This is a genomic window from Bradyrhizobium sp. 930_D9_N1_4 (assembly GCF_052076015.1).
Lineage (GTDB): Bacteria > Pseudomonadota > Alphaproteobacteria > Rhizobiales > Xanthobacteraceae > Bradyrhizobium.
The window spans coordinates 1,875,953-1,893,300 of the sequence record NZ_CP197236.1 but is presented as its reverse complement, the minus strand read 5'-3'; the positions used below and the strand labels follow the sequence as shown (position 1 = coordinate 1,893,300).

Annotated in this window: 20 protein-coding genes; 6 read left to right on the top strand and 14 right to left on the bottom strand. The window is 64.6% G+C overall.

The window, feature by feature from the left end; translation table 11 throughout:
- Positions 1–4 precede the first annotated feature (4 nt).
- Positions 5–1,495, top strand: a complete 1,491-nt coding sequence (locus AB7532_RS08800) for a sensor histidine kinase (RefSeq protein WP_441234409.1) — start codon at positions 5–7, stop codon at positions 1,493–1,495.
- Here AB7532_RS08800 and AB7532_RS08795 read toward each other — a convergent pair.
- Positions 1,492–1,797: a hypothetical protein gene (locus AB7532_RS08795; RefSeq protein WP_441234408.1), complete on the bottom strand. Its 306-nt coding sequence runs from the start codon at positions 1,795–1,797 to the stop codon at positions 1,492–1,494. The genes AB7532_RS08800 and AB7532_RS08795 overlap by 4 nt on opposite strands.
- 56 nt (positions 1,798–1,853) lie before the next feature.
- On the opposite strand from AB7532_RS08795, the gene AB7532_RS08790 reads away from it, so the two are divergent.
- Positions 1,854–2,111: a hypothetical protein gene (locus AB7532_RS08790; protein WP_441234407.1), complete on the top strand. Its 258-nt coding sequence runs from the start codon at positions 1,854–1,856 to the stop codon at positions 2,109–2,111.
- Positions 2,112–2,207: 96 nt separating this feature from the next.
- A complete protein-coding gene (locus AB7532_RS08785) occupies positions 2,208–2,456 on the top strand; it encodes a hypothetical protein (RefSeq protein WP_441234406.1) in 249 nt (82 codons plus the stop codon).
- 88 nt (positions 2,457–2,544) lie between these two features.
- Here the strand turns inward: AB7532_RS08785 and AB7532_RS08780 are convergent, their stop codons facing one another.
- Positions 2,545–2,730, bottom strand: a complete 186-nt coding sequence (locus AB7532_RS08780) for a hypothetical protein (protein ID WP_441234405.1) — start codon at positions 2,728–2,730, stop codon at positions 2,545–2,547.
- Between the two features lie 18 nt (positions 2,731–2,748).
- A complete protein-coding gene (locus AB7532_RS08775; protein ID WP_441239218.1) occupies positions 2,749–2,970 on the bottom strand; it encodes a hypothetical protein in 222 nt (73 codons plus the stop codon).
- Between the two features lie 115 nt (positions 2,971–3,085).
- Here AB7532_RS08775 and AB7532_RS08770 point away from each other — a divergent pair, with 115 nt between their 5' ends.
- Together AB7532_RS08770 and AB7532_RS08765 are read left to right on the top strand one after the other, a co-directional pair.
- Positions 3,086–3,316 carry a DUF3072 domain-containing protein gene (locus tag AB7532_RS08770; RefSeq protein ID WP_441234404.1) on the top strand — a complete coding sequence of 77 codons (231 nt, stop codon included), beginning with the start codon at positions 3,086–3,088 and terminating at the stop codon, positions 3,314–3,316.
- 71 nt (positions 3,317–3,387) lie between these two features.
- Positions 3,388–3,690: a DUF6496 domain-containing protein gene (locus AB7532_RS08765; protein WP_441234403.1), complete on the top strand. Its 303-nt coding sequence runs from the start codon at positions 3,388–3,390 to the stop codon at positions 3,688–3,690.
- Between the two features lie 7 nt (positions 3,691–3,697).
- Here the strand turns inward: AB7532_RS08765 and AB7532_RS08760 are convergent, their stop codons facing one another.
- The gene (locus tag AB7532_RS08760) at positions 3,698–4,060 is read right to left on the bottom strand and encodes a hypothetical protein (protein WP_441234402.1); all 363 of its coding nucleotides are present in this window, start codon (positions 4,058–4,060) and stop codon (positions 3,698–3,700) included.
- 271 nt (positions 4,061–4,331) lie between these two features.
- The gene (locus tag AB7532_RS08755) at positions 4,332–5,867 is read right to left on the bottom strand and encodes a Do family serine endopeptidase (protein ID WP_441234401.1); all 1,536 of its coding nucleotides are present in this window, start codon (positions 5,865–5,867) and stop codon (positions 4,332–4,334) included.
- Positions 5,868–6,077: 210 nt separating this feature from the next.
- Here AB7532_RS08755 and AB7532_RS08750 point away from each other — a divergent pair, with 210 nt between their 5' ends.
- Positions 6,078–6,914, top strand: coding sequence for a universal stress protein (locus tag AB7532_RS08750; protein WP_441234400.1), 837 nt, complete (start codon positions 6,078–6,080; stop codon positions 6,912–6,914).
- Between the two features lie 18 nt (positions 6,915–6,932).
- Here AB7532_RS08750 and AB7532_RS08745 read toward each other — a convergent pair whose 3' ends face one another.
- The 9 genes from AB7532_RS08745 to tkt form a co-directional block, all read right to left on the bottom strand.
- On the bottom strand, positions 6,933–7,145 hold the full coding sequence (locus tag AB7532_RS08745) for a hypothetical protein (RefSeq protein WP_441234399.1): 213 nt from the start codon (positions 7,143–7,145) through the stop codon (positions 6,933–6,935).
- Positions 7,146–7,317: 172 nt separating this feature from the next.
- A complete protein-coding gene (locus tag AB7532_RS08740; protein ID WP_441234398.1) occupies positions 7,318–9,195 on the bottom strand; it encodes a putative bifunctional diguanylate cyclase/phosphodiesterase in 1,878 nt (625 codons plus the stop codon).
- Positions 9,192–10,343: an FIST signal transduction protein gene (locus AB7532_RS08735; protein WP_441234397.1), complete on the bottom strand. Its 1,152-nt coding sequence runs from the start codon at positions 10,341–10,343 to the stop codon at positions 9,192–9,194. The genes AB7532_RS08740 and AB7532_RS08735 overlap by 4 nt, the downstream gene beginning before the upstream one ends.
- 179 nt (positions 10,344–10,522) lie before the next feature.
- Positions 10,523–11,260, bottom strand: coding sequence for a ribulose-phosphate 3-epimerase (rpe, locus tag AB7532_RS08730; protein WP_441234396.1), 738 nt, complete (start codon positions 11,258–11,260; stop codon positions 10,523–10,525).
- The gene (gene cbbX / locus AB7532_RS08725) at positions 11,257–12,189 is read right to left on the bottom strand and encodes a CbbX protein (RefSeq protein ID WP_441234395.1); all 933 of its coding nucleotides are present in this window, start codon (positions 12,187–12,189) and stop codon (positions 11,257–11,259) included. The genes rpe and cbbX overlap by 4 nt, the downstream gene beginning before the upstream one ends.
- Positions 12,190–12,287: 98 nt before the next feature.
- Positions 12,288–12,695: a ribulose bisphosphate carboxylase small subunit gene (locus AB7532_RS08720; RefSeq protein ID WP_441234394.1), complete on the bottom strand. Its 408-nt coding sequence runs from the start codon at positions 12,693–12,695 to the stop codon at positions 12,288–12,290.
- Between the two features lie 11 nt (positions 12,696–12,706).
- Positions 12,707–14,167, bottom strand: coding sequence for a form I ribulose bisphosphate carboxylase large subunit (locus AB7532_RS08715; RefSeq protein ID WP_441234393.1), 1,461 nt, complete (start codon positions 14,165–14,167; stop codon positions 12,707–12,709).
- 31 nt (positions 14,168–14,198) lie between these two features.
- Positions 14,199–15,284 carry a class II fructose-bisphosphate aldolase gene (gene fba, locus AB7532_RS08710; RefSeq protein ID WP_441234392.1) on the bottom strand — a complete coding sequence of 362 codons (1,086 nt, stop codon included), beginning with the start codon at positions 15,282–15,284 and terminating at the stop codon, positions 14,199–14,201.
- Positions 15,285–15,298: 14 nt separating this feature from the next.
- Complete coding sequence (gene tkt, locus AB7532_RS08705; protein WP_441234391.1) at positions 15,299–17,320, bottom strand: transketolase; 2,022 nt, start codon at positions 17,318–17,320, stop codon at positions 15,299–15,301.
- Positions 17,321–17,348 lie beyond the last annotated feature (28 nt).

The window sequence follows — 17,348 nt, the reverse complement described above, 5'->3', positions numbered from 1 at the left end:
GCGAATGGACCACGAAAAGGTCAACATCCTCCTCGTCGACGATCAGCCGGCCAAGCTGCTCGCCTATGAGGTGATCTTGAAGGAACTCGGCGAGAACCTCGTGATCGCCTCGTCGGGCCGCGAGGCGCTGGAGGTGCTGCTCAAGACCGAGGTCGCGGTGATCCTGGTCGACGTCTGCATGCCCGAGCTCGACGGTTTCGAGCTTGCGGCGATGATCCGCGAGCATCCGCGCTTCCAGAAGACGGCGATGATCTTCATCTCGGCCATACAAGTCAGCGACATCGACCGCCTGCGCGGCTACGAGATGGGCGCGGTCGACTACGTGCCGGTCCCGGTCGTGCCGGAAGTGCTGCGCGCCAAGGTCAAGGTGTTTGCCGAGCTCTATCGCAAGACGCGCGAGCTCGAGCGGCTGAACCGGGATCTCGAAGACCGCGTGCGCGCGCGCACTGCCGAGCTCGAGAATTCCACTGCAAAGCTGCGCGAGAGCGAAGAGCGGCGCAGCATGGCGATCGCCGCCGGCAAGATGGGGTCCTGGGACTGGGACTGGGTCAACGGCGACTGGATGTGGGACGAGGGCCAGTACCGCATTTTTGGCGTGACACCGGAGACCTTCAACGTCACGTCGGCGAACATCCAGGCGCTGCTGCACCCGGATGACGTCGACCAGTTCGGCCAGGCGATCGCCGCGTTCAATACCGGCGCGCACGCCTATGAAGGCGAGTTTCGCGTCAGCCGACCCGATGGCGAAGTGCGCTGGTGCGTCGGCACGGCGGCTGCGACGGTGGACCCGGGCGGCCGCGTGGTGCGCGTGAGCGGCGTCACCGTGGACATCACCGAACGCAAACGCGCGGAAGAAAGGCAAAACCTGCTGGCGCGCGAGGTCGATCATCGCGCCAAGAACGCGCTGGCGCTGGCGCAGTCGATCGTACGCCTCACCCGTGCCGACGAGGTCAAGGCTTACGTCAACGCGGTCGAGGGGCGCATCAATGCGCTGGCGCGCGTGCACACGATCCTCTCGCTGTCGAGCTGGCAGGGCGCAGAACTCTCCAGGCTGATCGACGAGGAGCTAGCGCCCTACTCGCTCGGCGGCCAGATCAAGCTGACGGGACCGGAGGTGCAGTTGATGCCGGCCACCGCCCAGACGCTGGCGCTGGCGCTGCACGAGCTCTTCACCAATTCGGCGAAGTATGGTGCGCTCTCGACGCGCGCGGGACGGCTCGCGATCGACTGGCAGGTCGAGGACGATCACCTCACATTGACCTGGGACGAAACCGGCGGTCCGCTGGTGAGGACACCGAAATCCCGCGGCTTCGGCACGCGGAGCCTGCTTGCCAGTGTGGAATCGCAACTCGGCGGACAGGCGGATTTCGACTGGCGCTCCGAGGGCCTGCTGTGCCGCCTGGAAGTGCCGCTGACGCGGAAGACCACGGCACCGGCGGCTGCGGGCACGTTCGACGCGGCTCCTTCCGAAGCCCTTCAGCGAGCCTCGGGCTAGCGCGCGCCGACGACCCGCAATCGCGGCATCGGCGGCAATTCGTCCGCGACGCGTCCTTCCAGCCAGGCTTCAGTCTGCGAGAGATCGCGCAACGCCCGCGCATAGCGGCGGGCTGCACTGCGCTCGGCACCGCGCGGCAGCTTGCGCGCCTTGCGCAGCATGTCCGCGGCCGCGTTACGATACGCCAGCGAGCGATAGAGATAGACGACCTTACCCATATCGAATGTTCCCGTGTTGTCGGCGTTCATCGTCGCAAGGCCGGCATGAACGTCGGATGAAGCGGCGGATGACAAATCCTTCATCACGATGGAACCCGCAACCGATGTCCGCGTTTGCATGCACATCGTGAGGTGGTTCCATGCGCGCAAAAAAGTCGCCGGGCCTCATTTCCCCGACCGGAATCATCAGGCTGATGACGCACACAATGATGGGTGCAGCTCTCGGCCTTTCTTTCAGTCTGGCGCTCATCCTGTTCAATCCGGCCGTCGCAAATTTGCTGAATCACGGCGGCGATTCAGCCGCGATCGTTTTCGTCGTCACCCTGGTGACGACCTTCGCGATCGGCGCGACCCTCACGGGCGTCGTGTTCATCATCGCCGAGAACAAGGAATCTTGAAGCGCACGTGAAGTGTCTGGAGCGCTTTACGCCGGAACTCCTGCGACGAACGGCGGTTGGCTGCCTGCGTCAATTTAACTCAGGGAGTTCCCGCGCATGACAACCACCAAACTCGCTCTCGCCGTGATGCTGGCAACCGGCCTCGCCGCTGCCCCGTTCGCCGCACAAGCCAAGTCGCACAAGGCGAAGCACGAATCCTCGACCTCGTCCTCGTCCTCGCAGACGACAGGCGCGAACACGAAATCGAAGGGTGCCGATCCCTCCGGCCAGGGTGGTTCCGGTCCCGGCTCCGATCAGGGCGGCACCATGACCAACAACAAGAGCGGCACAAGCAATTCCAAGTAAGCTCACAAGTGAGCTCGGCCGAGACAGCGATTGATGGCCCCGCGACGACGCGGGGCTATCTTGCGTTGGTGCGCAAGCTCGTTGGATGTCAAAGCGCTTGTCGAGCAGCATCCGCTTTCACGAGATGCTCAAGCTGTGCGCGCTTGCGTGCGATCAGAAGCTGGGCTGCGGCATGGTCAAGGCCCGCGCGCTGAAGCTGTCGGATCGCAGAGCCGAGTTCGAGAATCTCGGCGCGCAGCTTTAGAATCCGGTACGTGTCCGGGTCTTCCTCCACCGCACGCTCCCAAAGCTCTCAGCGGCGCGCGATCACGCGCAGCGGAATGCTGACGGTTTTCGTCGCGCGCAAACGCACGCGGTCACGGACGTTGGGCAGAACATCGCCGCCACCGGCCGCCTTCCATTCGCCGATCAGCAGGTTGATTTTCCGGCGCAGATCCATCTGCGCCCGGGCCTTTTCCGTGCAGTCGCGGTCGCGATCGACGAGGTCGCGGACGGACGCCTCCATATCGGCCATTTCCAGCCTCAAGGCGCTGATTTTACGTCGAATTTCATTAATTCTGTTGTCCATGGCTTGTTAGAACAAAATAAGAACATATAGTCAAGTCACGATTTCAGAACGGAGAGCTCCAATGCAGGTTCAAGGTAAATACGACGCCAAGGCTTTTTTCGAAGCCAAGGCATTTTCCGACGCCAAGATTTTCCTCAGCGAGCAGATGACGCGGGCGCAAGGCCTGAAGTTGAAGCGACTGAGCGAGGAAGCCTATCAGCCCGCGCAATACGACCGCGCCCTGTCATTCAGCGAAGCCGCGCGCCGCATCCAGGTGCTTGAAACCGAGATCGAGCTCGCGAACTCCTTCTAGGCGCGCAGCCGGCGCGCTTGGAACGTTGGGTCAGCACTACGGTTCTTTCCCCGGGCCAAGGGAGAGAGTTGATGGCACGCAAGGCAAAGAAGCGCCGCTATTCGCGCAGCGCCGGCAGTGATGTCGAACGCGAGATGCGCCGCTACAAGAAGGGTACCGCGAAGAGCGGGCCGGGCGGTCGCGGCGGACGCGTGAAGAGCCGCAAGCAGGCGATCGCGATCGGCCTGTCGGAGGCGCGCGCGAAGGGCAAGAAGGTCCCGAAGAAAAAGAAGACGGCGTCGAAACGGAAGACGGCCAAGAAAACGGCGGTCAAGAAAAAGACCGCCACGAAGAAGACGAAGAAGAGTTCGAAGCGCAAATCCGGCAAGCGCTGACGCGACGTCAGATCATGCTGCCCGGCATGAAGCAGCGGATGGAAATCCCGAACGCGGTCTTCACCGGCCACACCATGGTGTGGCCCGCCCGGTTCGGCTCGGTGATGACGGCCTCGTCAGGCACGTCGACCCACTGCCCGTCCACCCGCACGCGGTAGTGCCCATCGTGCGATTCCCAATCCGGATCCGAGACGGCAAAGCCATCGGCATCCGAGCAGCACGGTCCGAGATGGCTGCGCAAACTGTCGAACCAGGGCTTCAAGGGTGAGTTGGCGTAGCGACCGTCGTCACGCCCCAGGGCGCTTCCAGTCGTCAGCACGATTGGCGCCGCCAGCAGCGCACATGTCAGCGAGAGCTTCAATCGATCCATGTCGGCACCGATCAAATGCGAACGACCGGCTCCACAAGACGGCCGGGGGTTCGAAGTTCCACGCTTGCGATTCGTCTTGGCGGCTTCATTGCCGCCAAAGCTCATCCGCGATTCCAAAGTGTGACGAGCGAACACGGCTTTTTCGGACGAGCCCGTCACCAATGCTGCCGTTAACGAGAATGTTATCGGCAGGCCTGTGGGTATCTCCCGGTGAGCACAAAAAAAGGCGGCCCGCAGGCCGCCTTTTGAATTGCCGTCGAAAGCTCAAGAGTTAGGCGAGCGGCACGGCGACGAACCGGGTCGCTTCCGCATTCTTCACCTGCAACAGCACGCTGTTCTTGCCCGACGATTTGGCCTGCGCCAGCTCGGAACGGACCTCGCCGACATTGGCGACGGGCTTGCCGCCAACATTGAGGATGATGTCGCCGGTCTGGATGCCGCGCTGCGCTGCCGGTCCCTGCGGATCGACTTCGGTGACGACGACGCCCTTCTCGCCGGCACCCTGGACGTCGCCGGCCGGTGCCAAAGCGAGACCAAGCCGCGGCGTGCCTGCGTTCGGCTGCATCTTGCCATCATCGGCCTTGGCCTGCCGCTCGTTCGGCAGTTCGCCGAGCGCCAGCGTCACCGTCTTGCTGTCGCCCTTGTGGAAGACGTCGAGCTTCACGGAGCTGCCCGGCGCCAGCGTGGCGATGGTGCGGGCGAGATCGCGGGAGTCCTTGACCGCGGTGCCGTTGACGGCGGTGATGACGTCGCCGGCCTCGATGCCGGCCTTCGCCGCCGGGCTGCCGTCCTGCGGATTGTCGACGATCGCGCCGCGCGCTTCCTTGAGGCCGAGGCTGTCGGCGATCTCGGCGGTGACCGGCTGCACCTGCACGCCGAGCCAGCCGCGGGTGACCGCGCCCTTGTCCTTCAACTGCGCGACGACGAGCTTGGCGGTCGTGGCCGGAATGTCGAAGCCGATGCCGACCGAGCCGCCGGACGGCGAATAGATCGCGGTGTTCACGCCGATCACATTGCCGTTCATGTCGAAGGCAGGACCTCCGGAATTGCCCTTGTTGATCGGCGCATCGATCTGGATGAAATCGTCATAGGGGCCGTTGCCGATATCGCGGCCGCTGGCCGAGACGATGCCCGCCGTCACAGTACCGCCGAGGCCGAAGGGGTTTCCGACCGCGACCACCCAGTCGCCGATCCGCGGCTTCTGGTCTGCGAATTTGACGAAGGGAAAGTCCTTCTTGCCGTCGACCTTGATCAACGCGAGATCGGTCTTCGGATCGGTGCCGACCACCTTCGCCGTGTAGACAGAGCCGTCATCCATCGTCACCTGCACCGACTCGGCGTGATCGACGACGTGGTTGTTGGTCACGGCAAAGCCGTCAGCCGAAATGAAGAACCCGGAACCCTCGCCCGTGATCGTCTGGTGGCGCTGGCGCGGCATGCCATTCGTGCCACCCGGACCACGGAAGCCGAACTGCCGCGAGAACTGGTCGAACGGCGAATTTTCGTCCGAATCCATCCGGTTCTGCTGGAACATCGCGCTCTTCTCGTTGTCCTGGTCGATCTTGACCCGCACCGAGATGACGGCGGGTTTGACCTTGCTGACGAGATCGCCGAAGCCCGGCGGCGTCGCAGCGGACTCGGCAGCCTGAGCCGGCGCAACGAAGGAATTGATGCCAAACGGCGAGGCGCCGGGCGAGGCAGCGAGCACGGCCACGCCAAGCGCAGCCACGGTGCCGAGCAGCGCCAGCCGGCGCGGCTTCAAGATCGTGCGAGACGTCGTGGTGTCGGAATTGACGCGATCGTTCATGTCGAAATGTCCATGTTGGGTAAGTCGCCTTGCACCCAACATGGACATCTTCACCTTACAGCGTCCCGTCCGTCCGATTAAATCTTGGCAAAGGTGCTCCGGCCGGCCCGGAGGACCCTCATCGCGGCTGAACCTTTGATGCAGCTCAACGCGAGCCCCTCGCACGGTGAAAGACTGCGGCCATCGGATGATGTCCATCGCAGGTACGCCATGTACAAGGATATTCTGGTCCACGTTCCGACCGAGCGCCCGATGCGTGCCCTGATCGACGGCTCGATCTCGCTTGCGGCCAAGCTCAACGCACACATCGACGCGGTCGCTGTCGGCTATGTCGCAAGCAGTGCGGCTTACATCATGGAGGGCGGCGCTGCCGTGGCGGCCGTGTTCGAGCTGGAGCGCGAGCGCGCGATGGAACGCGCGGAGGCGGCGCTCGAGGTGTTCAGGAGCGGAGCGGCCAACGCCGGGATTTCCTGCACCTGCCATCCGCTCGGTGCGGTCCCGGTCGATGCGAGCGCCTCGATCGGTGAGATGGCACGGCTGCACGATCTCAGCATCGTGCTTCAGCCGGATCCGGCACAAAGCTCTTCCGACAACGACATCCCCGGCGAGATCCTGTTCCAGTCGGGCGGCCCGGTGCTGTTCCTGCCCCACACCTTCCGCGGGACCTTCCGGGCGAAGCGGATCGGCATCTGCTGGGACGGCAGCCGCCTCGCCGCCCGCGCCATGCGCGACGCAGCTCCGTTCCTGGCTCGCGCCGAAGAGATCGTGATCATCACGATCAACGAAGCCGACGCCACTTCGGAGGAAGCGTCCTCCGGCAATCTCGCAAGGCATCTCGGCCGGCGTGGACTATCGACCCGCACGGTCGGCCTGTCCGCCGCCCGCGCCGACATCCAGCCGACCATCCTGTCGCTCGCGGCCGACGAGAGCCTCGACGTTCTGGTCATGGGTGGCTACGGCCATTCGCGCTTGCAGGAACGCTTCCTCGGCGGCGTCACCCGCGCCATGCTGGAGGCCATGACGGTCCCGACGCTGATGTCGCATTAGCGAGGCGGTGCAACGCCCTCACGCTGCGACGGGGGTCTCCCACGCCGCAGCTGAGATGGCGTCGTCCTCGCGTTGCGCATTGCACGCGTCGAAATGCGTTTTCAGCGCGATCTCGGCGAGATATTCGAAATGTTCGGCCTGGCCGAGGAGCTGCCAGTTCTGGAGCGGCCGGTAGGCCGCCTGCTGGCGACAGAGGGACGCCAGCGCCCGGTAGCGACGTACGTTCTCCATGAGACCCTCCCTCGCATTCAAAGGGCTTATCGCCTGGATTTGCGTCATGCCGATGGCGGTTGTGCAAAACATTTTTTGCGCGCCAATTCGCCTCACCGGCTTGCTTCTAGGAAGCACGCGGGGGCGCATTGGTTCCTATTCGCGAACCCAGGTGTGGAACTCGTTAAACCCGCTAGGCGTAGCGGCGACGCTCGACATTGATGCCGATCAGATCGAGATACCGTTCGATCGGTTCGGGCCGGCCGATGAGATAACCCTGCATCTCCTCGCAGGCCTCGCCCGCCAGGAAGGCCCGCTGCGCCTCCGTCTCCACCCCTTCCGCGACGACCGGAATGTGCAGGGCACGTGCAAGACTCAGGACGGCCCGCACGATCTCGGCCGATTGCGGCTTCGCTTCGAGGTTGGAGATGAAGCTGCGATCGATCTTGATCTTGTCGAACGGGAAGGACTGGAGATAGGACAGCGAGGAATAGCCGGTGCCGAAATCGTCCATCGCGATGCGGATGCCGAGCGCCTTCAGGCGGCGGAGCAGCGTGAGTGCACGGGCGAAATCGCCGATCAGCACACCCTCGGTGATCTCGACCTCGAGCCGGGTCGGCGCCAGCGCCGTTTCCAACAGGATCTGGTGAATGGACCGCTCGAGGTCGCCGGCCTGGAACTGGACCGGCGAGAGATTGACCGCAACCTGCAACGGCCGCGGCCAGGACGCGGCTTCGCGGCACGCTTCGCGCAAGACCCATTCGCCGATCTGGATGATCAGCCCGTTCTCCTCGGCCAGCGGAATGAACTGGTCGGGCGGCACGATGCCGCGCGTGGGATGATCCCAGCGCACCAGCGCCTCGAAACCGATGACCTCGCCGTCGATCCGCGCCTGCGGCTGAAAATAAACGAGGAGCTGATTCTGCTCCACCGCCTGCCGCAGATCGTGCAACAGCAGCCTGCGGTCGCGCAGCTCGCGGTCCGTCTCGGATTCGAAGAAGCACACCCTGCCCCGGCCCTCGCGCTTGGCGCGATAGAGCGCTGAATCCGCATTTGCGAGCAGCGTGGCGGCGTCCACGCCGTCATCCGGATAGATCGCGATGCCGACGCTCAGGCCGACATGGGAGAGATAATCGTCGACCTCGAGCTCGTTGCCGATCGCCTCGACCAGGCGTTCGCCGAGCGCCAGCACCTCTTCGCGGCAGACACCGTCCGGCATAAGGATCGTGAACTCGTCGCCGCCGATGCGGGCGACAAAGGCGCCGTCGGCCTCCGCGGCAAGCCGCTCGGCCGCCGCCCGCATCAGCATGTCGCCGACCGGATGGCCGAACACGTCGTTGACTTCCTTGAAGCGGTCGAGATCGAGACTGAGCACCGCAAAACCGGTGGACGCCTCCTGCGCCCGCTCCAGCCGTTCACCCAGCACCGCGTTGAAGGCACTGCGGTTCGGCAGGTCGGTCAGGGCGTCGTGACGGGCGAGATGGCTGATCCGCGCCTCGTTGGTGATCCGCTCGGTCACGTCCTCGATGACGCCGACGAGATATTGAGGCGCGCCGTTTCCGTCGCGAACCAGCAGCTTCCGCGAATTGACCAGGCGATCATGGCCCTTGACGCCGACATCGAGCAGGTGTCCCTCCAGGAACATCGGCGTGCCGCTGTCGACGACGCGGCGGTCCTGCTCGCTGACGACGCGGGCGATATCCTGCGGAAAGATCTGCTCCGGCGTCTTGCCCAGCATCTTGTCGCGCGGCATCCCGTAATATTCTTCGCCGGCGCGGTTGAGCAGAATGTAGCGGGAATCCTTCGCGTCCTTGGCGAATACGGCGATCGGAATGTTCTCGATGATGCTGTCGAGAAATTCGCGCGCCCGCAGCAGATCCTGTTCGGCACGCCTGTGCGTTTGCTCGAGCTCCTCGATCATCAGCTTGATCGCACGGTCGGTGCGGCGGCGATCGCGATCGCTCTCCTCATAGGCCGCGCTGACAAGCTCGCCGAGCCGCGTCAGGTCGACCTGCCCGTATTCGTCGGTCGCCTGGCGAATTTGTCTTGCCAGCAGGCGATGCGTGGTCACGCGGCCGTCTCCGCGATCATGGTCACGGTCATGGTCTGGTTGTGCAACTCGCAGCGCCCGGACGCGGCCGGGGGTGCAATCTCGCCGTAGGAGTAGAAGCCGATGCGGACGACGTCGTCGCCGAGCTCGGCGGCAACCGCATCCAGCTCGTCCTGCGTGCGCTGGCCCATCACTTTGCGCCGACCGGTGCAACTCACCAGGATCGCAAGCTTGGCGCCCTCGATCCCGTCGGCGAGCGCGCTGCGCGCCTGCCGGCCCGCCTCGCCCGCGCCGGCGGCGAGGCTGTCGAAATTGGCGCGCATCAGCTGTGCGGTGCATCCTTCCGGAATGTCGGCGGCGAACGTCAGGGTGCCCGCATCGCGATCCACCGCAAAGACGGAGCGCACGATCTGCCGCTCCGGTTCGGATTCGTCGTGAATGCGCAGGGGAAACGCGAGGCCCGAGCCCGGCATCGCCGCGACTTCCTCCTCACCGAGATAGCGGGTGTAAAGATCGAGTGGCGGCTCGCCATCGAGCTCGACCACGACAGGCCCCTCCGACTTCGTCACCTTGCGCCGCGGCCCGAACACGTCCCAGCCACCGGCACAGCCATGCGCGAAACGGAAGGACGTGCCATAGAAGCCGATCGCGGCAATGCGGTTCGGCAATGCCTCGCCGTCGGCTCCGACCAGGGTCTGCTCGAGCTTGGTGCCGTCGCCGGCCAATCCGCCGGTGACCAGCACGTCCGGGCCCAGGACTTCGGTGATCCCCGCGATCAACTCATTGCCGTTCACGTTCAATCCATCGCAGAGGACGAACACGCCCGCGAGATCCGGCGCCGCCAGCTGGCGGGCGAAATGTGCGCCGCTGGCCCGCGACAGATCGCGGGATTCGATCGTCTCGTTCACGACCCGCACTTGCGTCCGGGCAAAATGCAGGGCGACAGCAACGATCACGTCGTCGGCGATGTCGTCACCGTGGATTTGGCCGCCGGTGCTGCAACCGACGATATGGCTGTCGGGATAGAGACCGCGCAGCTCGCGATAGCGCTCACCGCCCGCCAGCCTCTCCCGGCCGCCGAAATAGAGCACGAGCTGTGCGGGCTCGCGCAGAGCATTCGCTCCGCGCCAGCCATGGGCAGCATTCCAGTGGAGATATTGAATGTGCATCCGCGCGCTCTCTGCGGTCCTTGAACCACAGATTGTGGCGCGGCGCATTGCGTCGCAGTTAATCGCGCGCCTGCTTCACGACCGTTGGTTACCCCGGCCTGAAGGGGATTGCGCATTCCCGATCATTTCTCCGTAGCAGCCCGGAGAAACGCCGCACATGCGCGCTACGCCTCCGTAATCTACCGGATGCGAGCAGCCTCGCCAGTGCGCAGAGACTGCACGGAACTATGCTGCAACTCTGGAACCCTGCCGGCTTCCGCCGCAGCCCGAATGGCGGAGATGTTGCTCGCATAATCTGCACTGTTCCCACCACGGAACACAGCGGAGCCCGCCACGAGTGTGTCGGCACCCGCGGCAGCCACCGCGGCGGCATTGTCGCGCGTGACACCCCCATCGACCTCGAGCCGGATCGGCCGATCCCCGATCACGCTTCGAATGCGCCTGATCTTGTCGAGCTGGGAATCGAGAAAGGACTGGCCGCCGAAGCCAGGATTGACCGTCATCACCAGCACGAGATCGAGGCGATCGAGCACATATTCAATCGCGCTCTCGGGTGTCGCCGGACACAGGCTGACACCGGCCTTCTTGCCAAGTGAGCGGATGGCCTGGAGTGAGCGGTCGAGATGCGGGCCGGCTTCTGCGTGGACGGTGATGACGTCCGCCCCCGCCTTTGCGAACGCCTCCAGATAGGGATCGACAGGCGCGATCATCAGATGCACGTCAAAGATCTTCGACGTCACCGGCCGGACAGCCTTGATGACATCGGCGCCATAGCTGATGTTTGGCACGAAGTGTCCGTCCATGACATCGCAGTGGATCCAGTCGGCGCCGGCGGCGTCGATCGCCGCGATCTCCTCGCCGAGGCGCGAAAAGTCCGCGGCCAAGATCGACGGAGAGATGATGATGTTCCTGGTCATGGCTTGGCACTCCGCGCGTCGGCTCCACCGCTGAAGACGCGGCTCGCCAGGACGTCGATGGGATCGATCGTTTCGAGATCGGCGACATCGAGCATGCGGTCGAGATCCGACACCAGACGGTCGGCCTGCCGCAGCCGGATGCGATCGACGGCGTTGCGGATAGAGCGCGCGTTGGAGAAGAACGGCTGGGTCCGTCGCAGCGCGATGTATTTCTCGAAAGCTTCGCGCGCCGCCGCCGAGAGGCGGTAGCCCCGCTCCTTCAACATCAATTCCGCGATGACGAGCAGCTCGGCTTCCGCATAATCCGGAAAGTCGATGTGATGGGCGATGCGGGAACGAAAGCCGGGATTGGAGGCGAAGAAGTTCGTCATCCGCTCGCCATAACCGGCGAGGATCACGACGAGGTCCTCGCGCTGGTTCTCCATCACCTGGAGCAGGATCTCGATCGCCTCCTGGCCATAGTCGCGCTCGTTGTCGGGCCGGTGCAGGTAATAGGCCTCGTCGATGAAGAGCACGCCGCCCATCGCCTTCTTCAAGATCTCCTTCGTCTTCGGCGCGGTGTGGCCGATATATTGCCCGACGAGATCGTCGCGTGTCACCGAGATCACCTGCCCGCGCCGCACGAAACCGAGGCCGTGCAGGATTTTCGCCATGCGCAGCGCCACGGTGGTCTTGCCGGTGCCGGGATTGCCGGTGAACGACATGTGCAGCGTCGGCGGCGCCGAGGCCAGCCCTGCACGCTGGCGGATGCGCTCGATCAGCAGGAGCGATGCGATCTGGCGCACGCGATTCTTGACCGGCCGGAGGCCGATCAGCTCCTGCTCGAGCTGTTGCAGTGTGCCGGTGATCCCGGCCGCCTCGGCCTCCTTGCGGAGATCGAAATGGGTCTCGCTGGTTTCAGCAGTCGTCGCATGAGGGATATCAAGCATCGGAACCTCGAAGAAAAGAGCTTCGCCGCGGGGGAGCGGCGAAGCAGTGGTCCGCCAAGGGAACGGAGCAGGGAGTGCTCCGCGCGGAGGAGACCGACTTAAGTCGACGCGTGCGCGGCTGGCCTTCGCACCGTGGTGTAGCGGATGGCCCGGCCGCCGACTTCCTGCCGCACCAGGTCGAACTCGACCTCCTGCGGCGGCCGGTTGACCAGGAACGAGATCCGCACCGATTCCCAGCCGTGGCTGGAGTCGAAGCCGCTGATGCGGATGTAACGGTCGCCGTAGACCCTGCGGCATTCGGCGAGCTCCATCATCACGCCGGCAGCGTCCTGGAGGTCGAACATCGGCAGACCCCACATCTCCCAATAGGTGCTGCGGGGATGCGGGTCGTCAGTGAACTCGATGTTCACTGCCCAGCCGTTGGCGAGGCAATATTGCACCTGCTTGGTGATCTGGTCGTCGGTCAGGTCAGGCAGGAACGAGAAGCAGCCCTGGGTCAGTTTCATGTTCAGTCTCCTCAAACGGTTTCCAGCGCGGTCGGCACGAAGTCCGGCGTGTCGGTGGATTGATAGTTGAAGGTGACGTCCTTCCAGACCTCGAGCGCAGCCTTCAGCGGCGTGCAGGTCTCCGCTGCCCTGGCCAGGATCTCCGGACCCTCATGGACGTAATCGCGGCCCTCGTTGCGGGCGAGGATCATCGCTTCCAGCGCCACGCGGTTGGCGATTGCGCCCGCGGCAATCCCCATGGGATGGCCGATGGTGCCGCCGCCGAATTGCAGCACGACGTCCTCGCCGAGCAGATCGAGCAGTTGATGCATCTGGCCGGCATGGATGCCGCCGGACGCCACCGGCATCATCTTGTTCAGGCTGGCCCAGTTCTGGTCGAAGAACAGGCCATGCTCGAGTCTGGTCGGATTGAAGTCCTCGCGGCAGACGTCATAATAGCCGCGCGTGGTGTTGGGGTCGCCTTCGAGCTTGCCGACGACCGTGCCGGCATGGATGTGGTCGACGCCGGCAAGCCGCATCCACTTGGCGATGACGCGGAACGACACGCCGTGGCTCTTCTGCCGCGTATAAGTGGAGTGACCGGCGCGGTGCAGATGCAGGATCATGTCGTTGCGCCGCGCCCACTTGGCCATGGACTGGATCGCGGTATAGCCGATCACGAGGTCGATCATGACGATGCATGACCCGAGCTCCTTCGCGAACTCCGCACGCTCGTACATGTCCTCCATCGTCCCCGCGGTGATGTTCAGGTACGTGCCCTTGACCTCACCGGAAGCTGCCTGCGCGCGGTTCACCGCTTCCATGCAATAGAGAAAACGGTCGCGCCAGTGCATGAAGGGCTGCGAGTTGATGTTCTCGTCGTCCTTGGTGAAGTCGAGCCCGCCCTTCAGCGCCTCGTAGACGACGCGGCCGTAATTGCGGCCCGAAAGTCCGAGCTTCGGCTTGACGGTCGCGCCCAGCAGCGGCCGGCCGAACTTGTCGAGCCGCTCGCGCTCGACCACGATGCCGGTCGCCGGTCCCTGGAACGTCTTCACATAGGCGACCGGGAAGCGCATGTCCTCCAGCCGCAGCGCCTTGAGCGGCTTGAAGCCGAACACGTTGCCGATGATCGAAGCCGAAAGGTTCGCGATCGAGCCTGGCTCGAACAGGTCGAGATCGTAGGCGATGTAGGCGAAATACGAACCCGGCGTGCCCGGCACCGGATCGACGCGATAGCATTTCGCGCGATACTTTTCGGCGGCGGTCAGACGGTCGGTCCACACCACGGTCCAGGTCGCGGTCGAAGATTCCCCGGCGACGGCGGCCGACGCCTCGATCGGGTCCACGCCCTCCTGCGGCGTGACGCGGAACAGCGCGATGACGTCGGTGTCCTTCGGCGTATAGTCGGGCTCCCAATAGCCCATGCGCGCGTATTCCATCACGCCTGATCGATAGCGCTCTTTGCCGCGGACGGTTCCTGCATGTGCATTCATGGCTCTCTCCTGCTCTTCTCTCTCTGAATGATTAGGCGGCGACCGGCTCGCGAACTCCGATGCGCGGATCGAGCTCGCCGGCGCGGTAGCGCCGCGCCATCTCGCTCAAGGGAACGACCTTGATCTTGCTGGCGTGTCCGGCGGTCCCGAACTGCTCGAAGCGGTCGCGGCACAGCTCGCGCATCGCGTCCATCGCGGGCTTGAGGAATTTACGCGGGTCGAACTCGGATCGCGTTTGCGCGGCCACTTTCCGGAACACCGCGGTCATCGCGAGACGGCAATCGGTGTCGATATTGACCTTGCGCACGCCGCTTTTGATGCCGCGCACGATCTCCTCGACCGGCACGCCCCAGGTCTGCGGCATCTCGCCGCCGAATTGATTGAACATGTCCTGCAGCGGCTGCGGCACCGAGGACGAGCCGTGCATGACCAGATGCGTGTTCGGCAGCCGGCGGTGGATTTCCTCGACCACCCGCATCGCCAGGATGTCGCCATCCGGCTTGCGGCTGAACTTGTAGGCGCCGTGCGAGGTGCCCATCGCGATCGCGAGCGCATCGACCTTGGTGGCACAAACGAAATCGACGGCCTGGTCGGGATCGGTCAGCAACTGGTCGTGGCTGACCTTGCCCTCGACGCCATGACCGTCCTCCTGCTCACCGCCGCCATGCTCGAGCGAGCCGAGCACGCCGAGTTCGCCCTCGACGGAGGCACCGGTCCAATGCGCGAGGTCAACGACGCGGCGGGTGATCGCGACGTTGTAGTCATAATCGGCGGCGGTCTTGGCGTCGGCCTTCAGCGAACCGTCCATCATCACCGAGGTGAAGCCATGGGCGATGGCGGACGCGCAGGTCGCCTCGTCATTGCCGTGGTCCTGGTGCATGCAGAGCGGGATGTCGGGATAGGTCCGCTCCAGCGCGTCGATCATGTGCGAGAGCATGAGATCGCCGGCATAGCTGCGCGCGCCGCGCGAGGCCTGGATGATGACGGGCGCGTCGACCTCGGCCGCTGCCTGCATGATTGCGATGCCCTGCTCCATGTTGTTGATGTTGAACGCCGGCACCGCGTAGCCGTGACTGGCGGCATGATCGAGCAGTTGGCGAAGGGTGATACGGGCCACGAAGAATCCTCCTGTTATGGCTTGCGGGTACGAGCGATGGCCCGCCGGGCGGCTTCGACCACGCTCTGCGACGTGATGCCGAATTCGCGGTAGAGCACCGGCGCGGGCGCGGACGCTCCGAAACCGCGCATGCCGACAAATTCGCCGTCGGTGCCGATCCAGCGATGCCAATCACCGGCGACGGCCGCCTCGACGCCGACACGCGGCGCGGTCCCGAGCACGGCGGCGCGGTAATCGTCCGGCTGTTCCTCGAACAGCGCGAAGCAGGGCGCGGAGACAACGGCCGCGCGAATGTGCTCGGTCGCGAGCAGGCGCGCGGCTTCCAGCGCGATCGAGACTTCCGAGCCGGTCGCCATCAACGTCACGTCGCGGCCACCGTCCGGCGCGACGATCAGATAGGCGCCCCGCGCAACGCGATTTCGGCCGCGGACATCGCTGCGGAAGGTCGGCAATGCCTGACGTGACAGACAGAGCACGGAAGGACGATCCTCCGATTCGAGCGCGCAATCCCAGGCTTCCAGCGTCTCGACAGCGTCGGCGGGCCGGAACACCAGAAGATTCGGGATGACGCGGAGCGCCGCAAGATGCTCGACGGGTTGATGCGTGGGACCGTCCTCGCCGAGCCCGATGGAATCGTGGGTCATCACGTGGATGACGCGCAGACGCATCAGAGCCGCAAGCCGGATCGCCGGCCGGCTGTAATCGGAGAAGGCGAGGAACGTGCCGCCATAGGGAATGAAGCCGCCATGCAGCGCAAGGCCGTTCATCGCGGCCGCCATGCCGTGCTCGCGGATGCCGTAGTGGATGTAATCGCCGGCGAACGCGCCACTCTTGACCGGAGCCTGCGCCTTGGCGTGAGTCAGGTTCGAATGCGTCAGGTCTGCGGAGCCGCCGACCAGACCGGGAATCGTCCCGGCGATACCGTCGAGCACCTGTTGCGAGGCTTGCCGCGTCGCGAGCTTCGGACGTTCGGTGGCAAAGTGCTCGCGCAGTTTCGCGGCGGCGAGCGCATAGGCGGCCGGCAGGGCAACAGCCTTGCCTTCGACAAACAGGTCACGCTGCTCAGGCGTCGCATCTTCATAGCGGTCGAGCCAGGCGAGCCGCTCGACCTGCCCGCGCTGGCCGATCATCCGCCAGGCCTTCGAGATCGTGACAGGCACGACGAAAGGCTGGTAATCCCAACCGAGCGTCCGGCGCGCCGCTGCCGTCTGCTCGGTGCCGAGCGGCGCACCGTGCGCCTTCTCGGTGCCCTGCCGGTCCGGCGCGCCATAGCCGATGATGGTGCGGCAGGCGATCAGCGACGGTCTTGTGCTTTCGCGCTCTTCCGCAATCGCCAGCGCGACGGCCTCGGGATCATGCCCGTCGACACGCCGGACCGACCAGCCGGAGGCGGCGAAACGCGCGAGGTGATCATCCGAGGTCGAGAGCGACGTTGGACCGTCGATCGAGATGCCGTTGTCGTCGAACAGCACGATCAAACGGGCCAGCTGAAGGTGACCGGCAAGCGAGATCGCCTCCTGGCTGATGCCCTCCATCAGGCAGCCGTCACCGGCGATCACATAGGTGAAGTGATCGACGAGACCGTCGCCATGCCGCGCATTGGCCATGCGCTCGGCAAGCGCCATGCCGACCGCGGTCGCGATCCCCTGCCCCAGCGGTCCCGTCGTGGTCTCGACACCGGGCGTGTGGCCATATTCCGGATGGCCCGGCGTCTTCGAGCCCCATTGGCGGAACGCCTTGATGTCGTCGAGGCTGACATCGCCGCCAGTGAGATGGAGCAGTGCATAGAGCAGCATCGAGCCATGGCCCGCCGACAGCACGAAGCGATCGCGGTCCGGCCAATTGGGATGGGCCGAGTCGAACTTCAGGAAGCGCGAGAACAACACGGTCGCGACATCGGCCATGCCCATGGGCAGGCCGGGATGGCCGGACTGCGAGGTCTCGATGGCGTCGACCGCTAGAAAGCGGACGGCGTTGGCGAGATCGCCGTGCGCGACGGCATAGAGGTCGGCTTCGGCATGAACCGAGATGTTCATCAGATCCTCCAATTGTTGGTCTTGCGGA

Bases quoted from the DNA above. Each gene is read 5' to 3' on its own strand.
- AB7532_RS08750 (WP_441234400.1), top strand. From the start codon at position 6,078: ATGTACAAGGATATTCTGGTCCACGTTCCGACCGAGCGCCCGATGCGT.
- AB7532_RS08800 (WP_441234409.1), top strand. From the start codon at position 5: ATGGACCACGAAAAGGTCAACATCCTCCTCGTCGACGATCAGCCGGCC.
- AB7532_RS08770 (WP_441234404.1), top strand. From the start codon at position 3,086: ATGCAGGTTCAAGGTAAATACGACGCCAAGGCTTTTTTCGAAGCCAAG.
- AB7532_RS08785 (WP_441234406.1), top strand. From the start codon at position 2,208: ATGACAACCACCAAACTCGCTCTCGCCGTGATGCTGGCAACCGGCCTC.
- AB7532_RS08790 (WP_441234407.1), top strand. From the start codon at position 1,854: ATGCGCGCAAAAAAGTCGCCGGGCCTCATTTCCCCGACCGGAATCATC.
- tkt (WP_441234391.1), bottom strand. From the start codon at position 17,320: ATGAACATCTCGGTTCATGCCGAAGCCGACCTCTATGCCGTCGCGCAC.
- AB7532_RS08735 (WP_441234397.1), bottom strand. From the start codon at position 10,343: ATGCACATTCAATATCTCCACTGGAATGCTGCCCATGGCTGGCGCGGA.
- AB7532_RS08765 (WP_441234403.1), top strand. From the start codon at position 3,388: ATGGCACGCAAGGCAAAGAAGCGCCGCTATTCGCGCAGCGCCGGCAGT.
- cbbX (WP_441234395.1), bottom strand. From the start codon at position 12,189: ATGCTTGATATCCCTCATGCGACGACTGCTGAAACCAGCGAGACCCAT.
- AB7532_RS08755 (WP_441234401.1), bottom strand. From the start codon at position 5,867: ATGAACGATCGCGTCAATTCCGACACCACGACGTCTCGCACGATCTTG.
- AB7532_RS08795 (WP_441234408.1), bottom strand. From the start codon at position 1,797: ATGAAGGATTTGTCATCCGCCGCTTCATCCGACGTTCATGCCGGCCTT.
- AB7532_RS08745 (WP_441234399.1), bottom strand. From the start codon at position 7,145: ATGGAGAACGTACGTCGCTACCGGGCGCTGGCGTCCCTCTGTCGCCAG.
- AB7532_RS08775 (WP_441239218.1), bottom strand. From the start codon at position 2,970: ATGGCCGATATGGAGGCGTCCGTCCGCGACCTCGTCGATCGCGACCGC.
- AB7532_RS08715 (WP_441234393.1), bottom strand. From the start codon at position 14,167: ATGAATGCACATGCAGGAACCGTCCGCGGCAAAGAGCGCTATCGATCA.
- rpe (WP_441234396.1), bottom strand. From the start codon at position 11,260: ATGACCAGGAACATCATCATCTCTCCGTCGATCTTGGCCGCGGACTTT.
- AB7532_RS08760 (WP_441234402.1), bottom strand. From the start codon at position 4,060: ATGGATCGATTGAAGCTCTCGCTGACATGTGCGCTGCTGGCGGCGCCA.
- AB7532_RS08720 (WP_441234394.1), bottom strand. From the start codon at position 12,695: ATGAAACTGACCCAGGGCTGCTTCTCGTTCCTGCCTGACCTGACCGAC.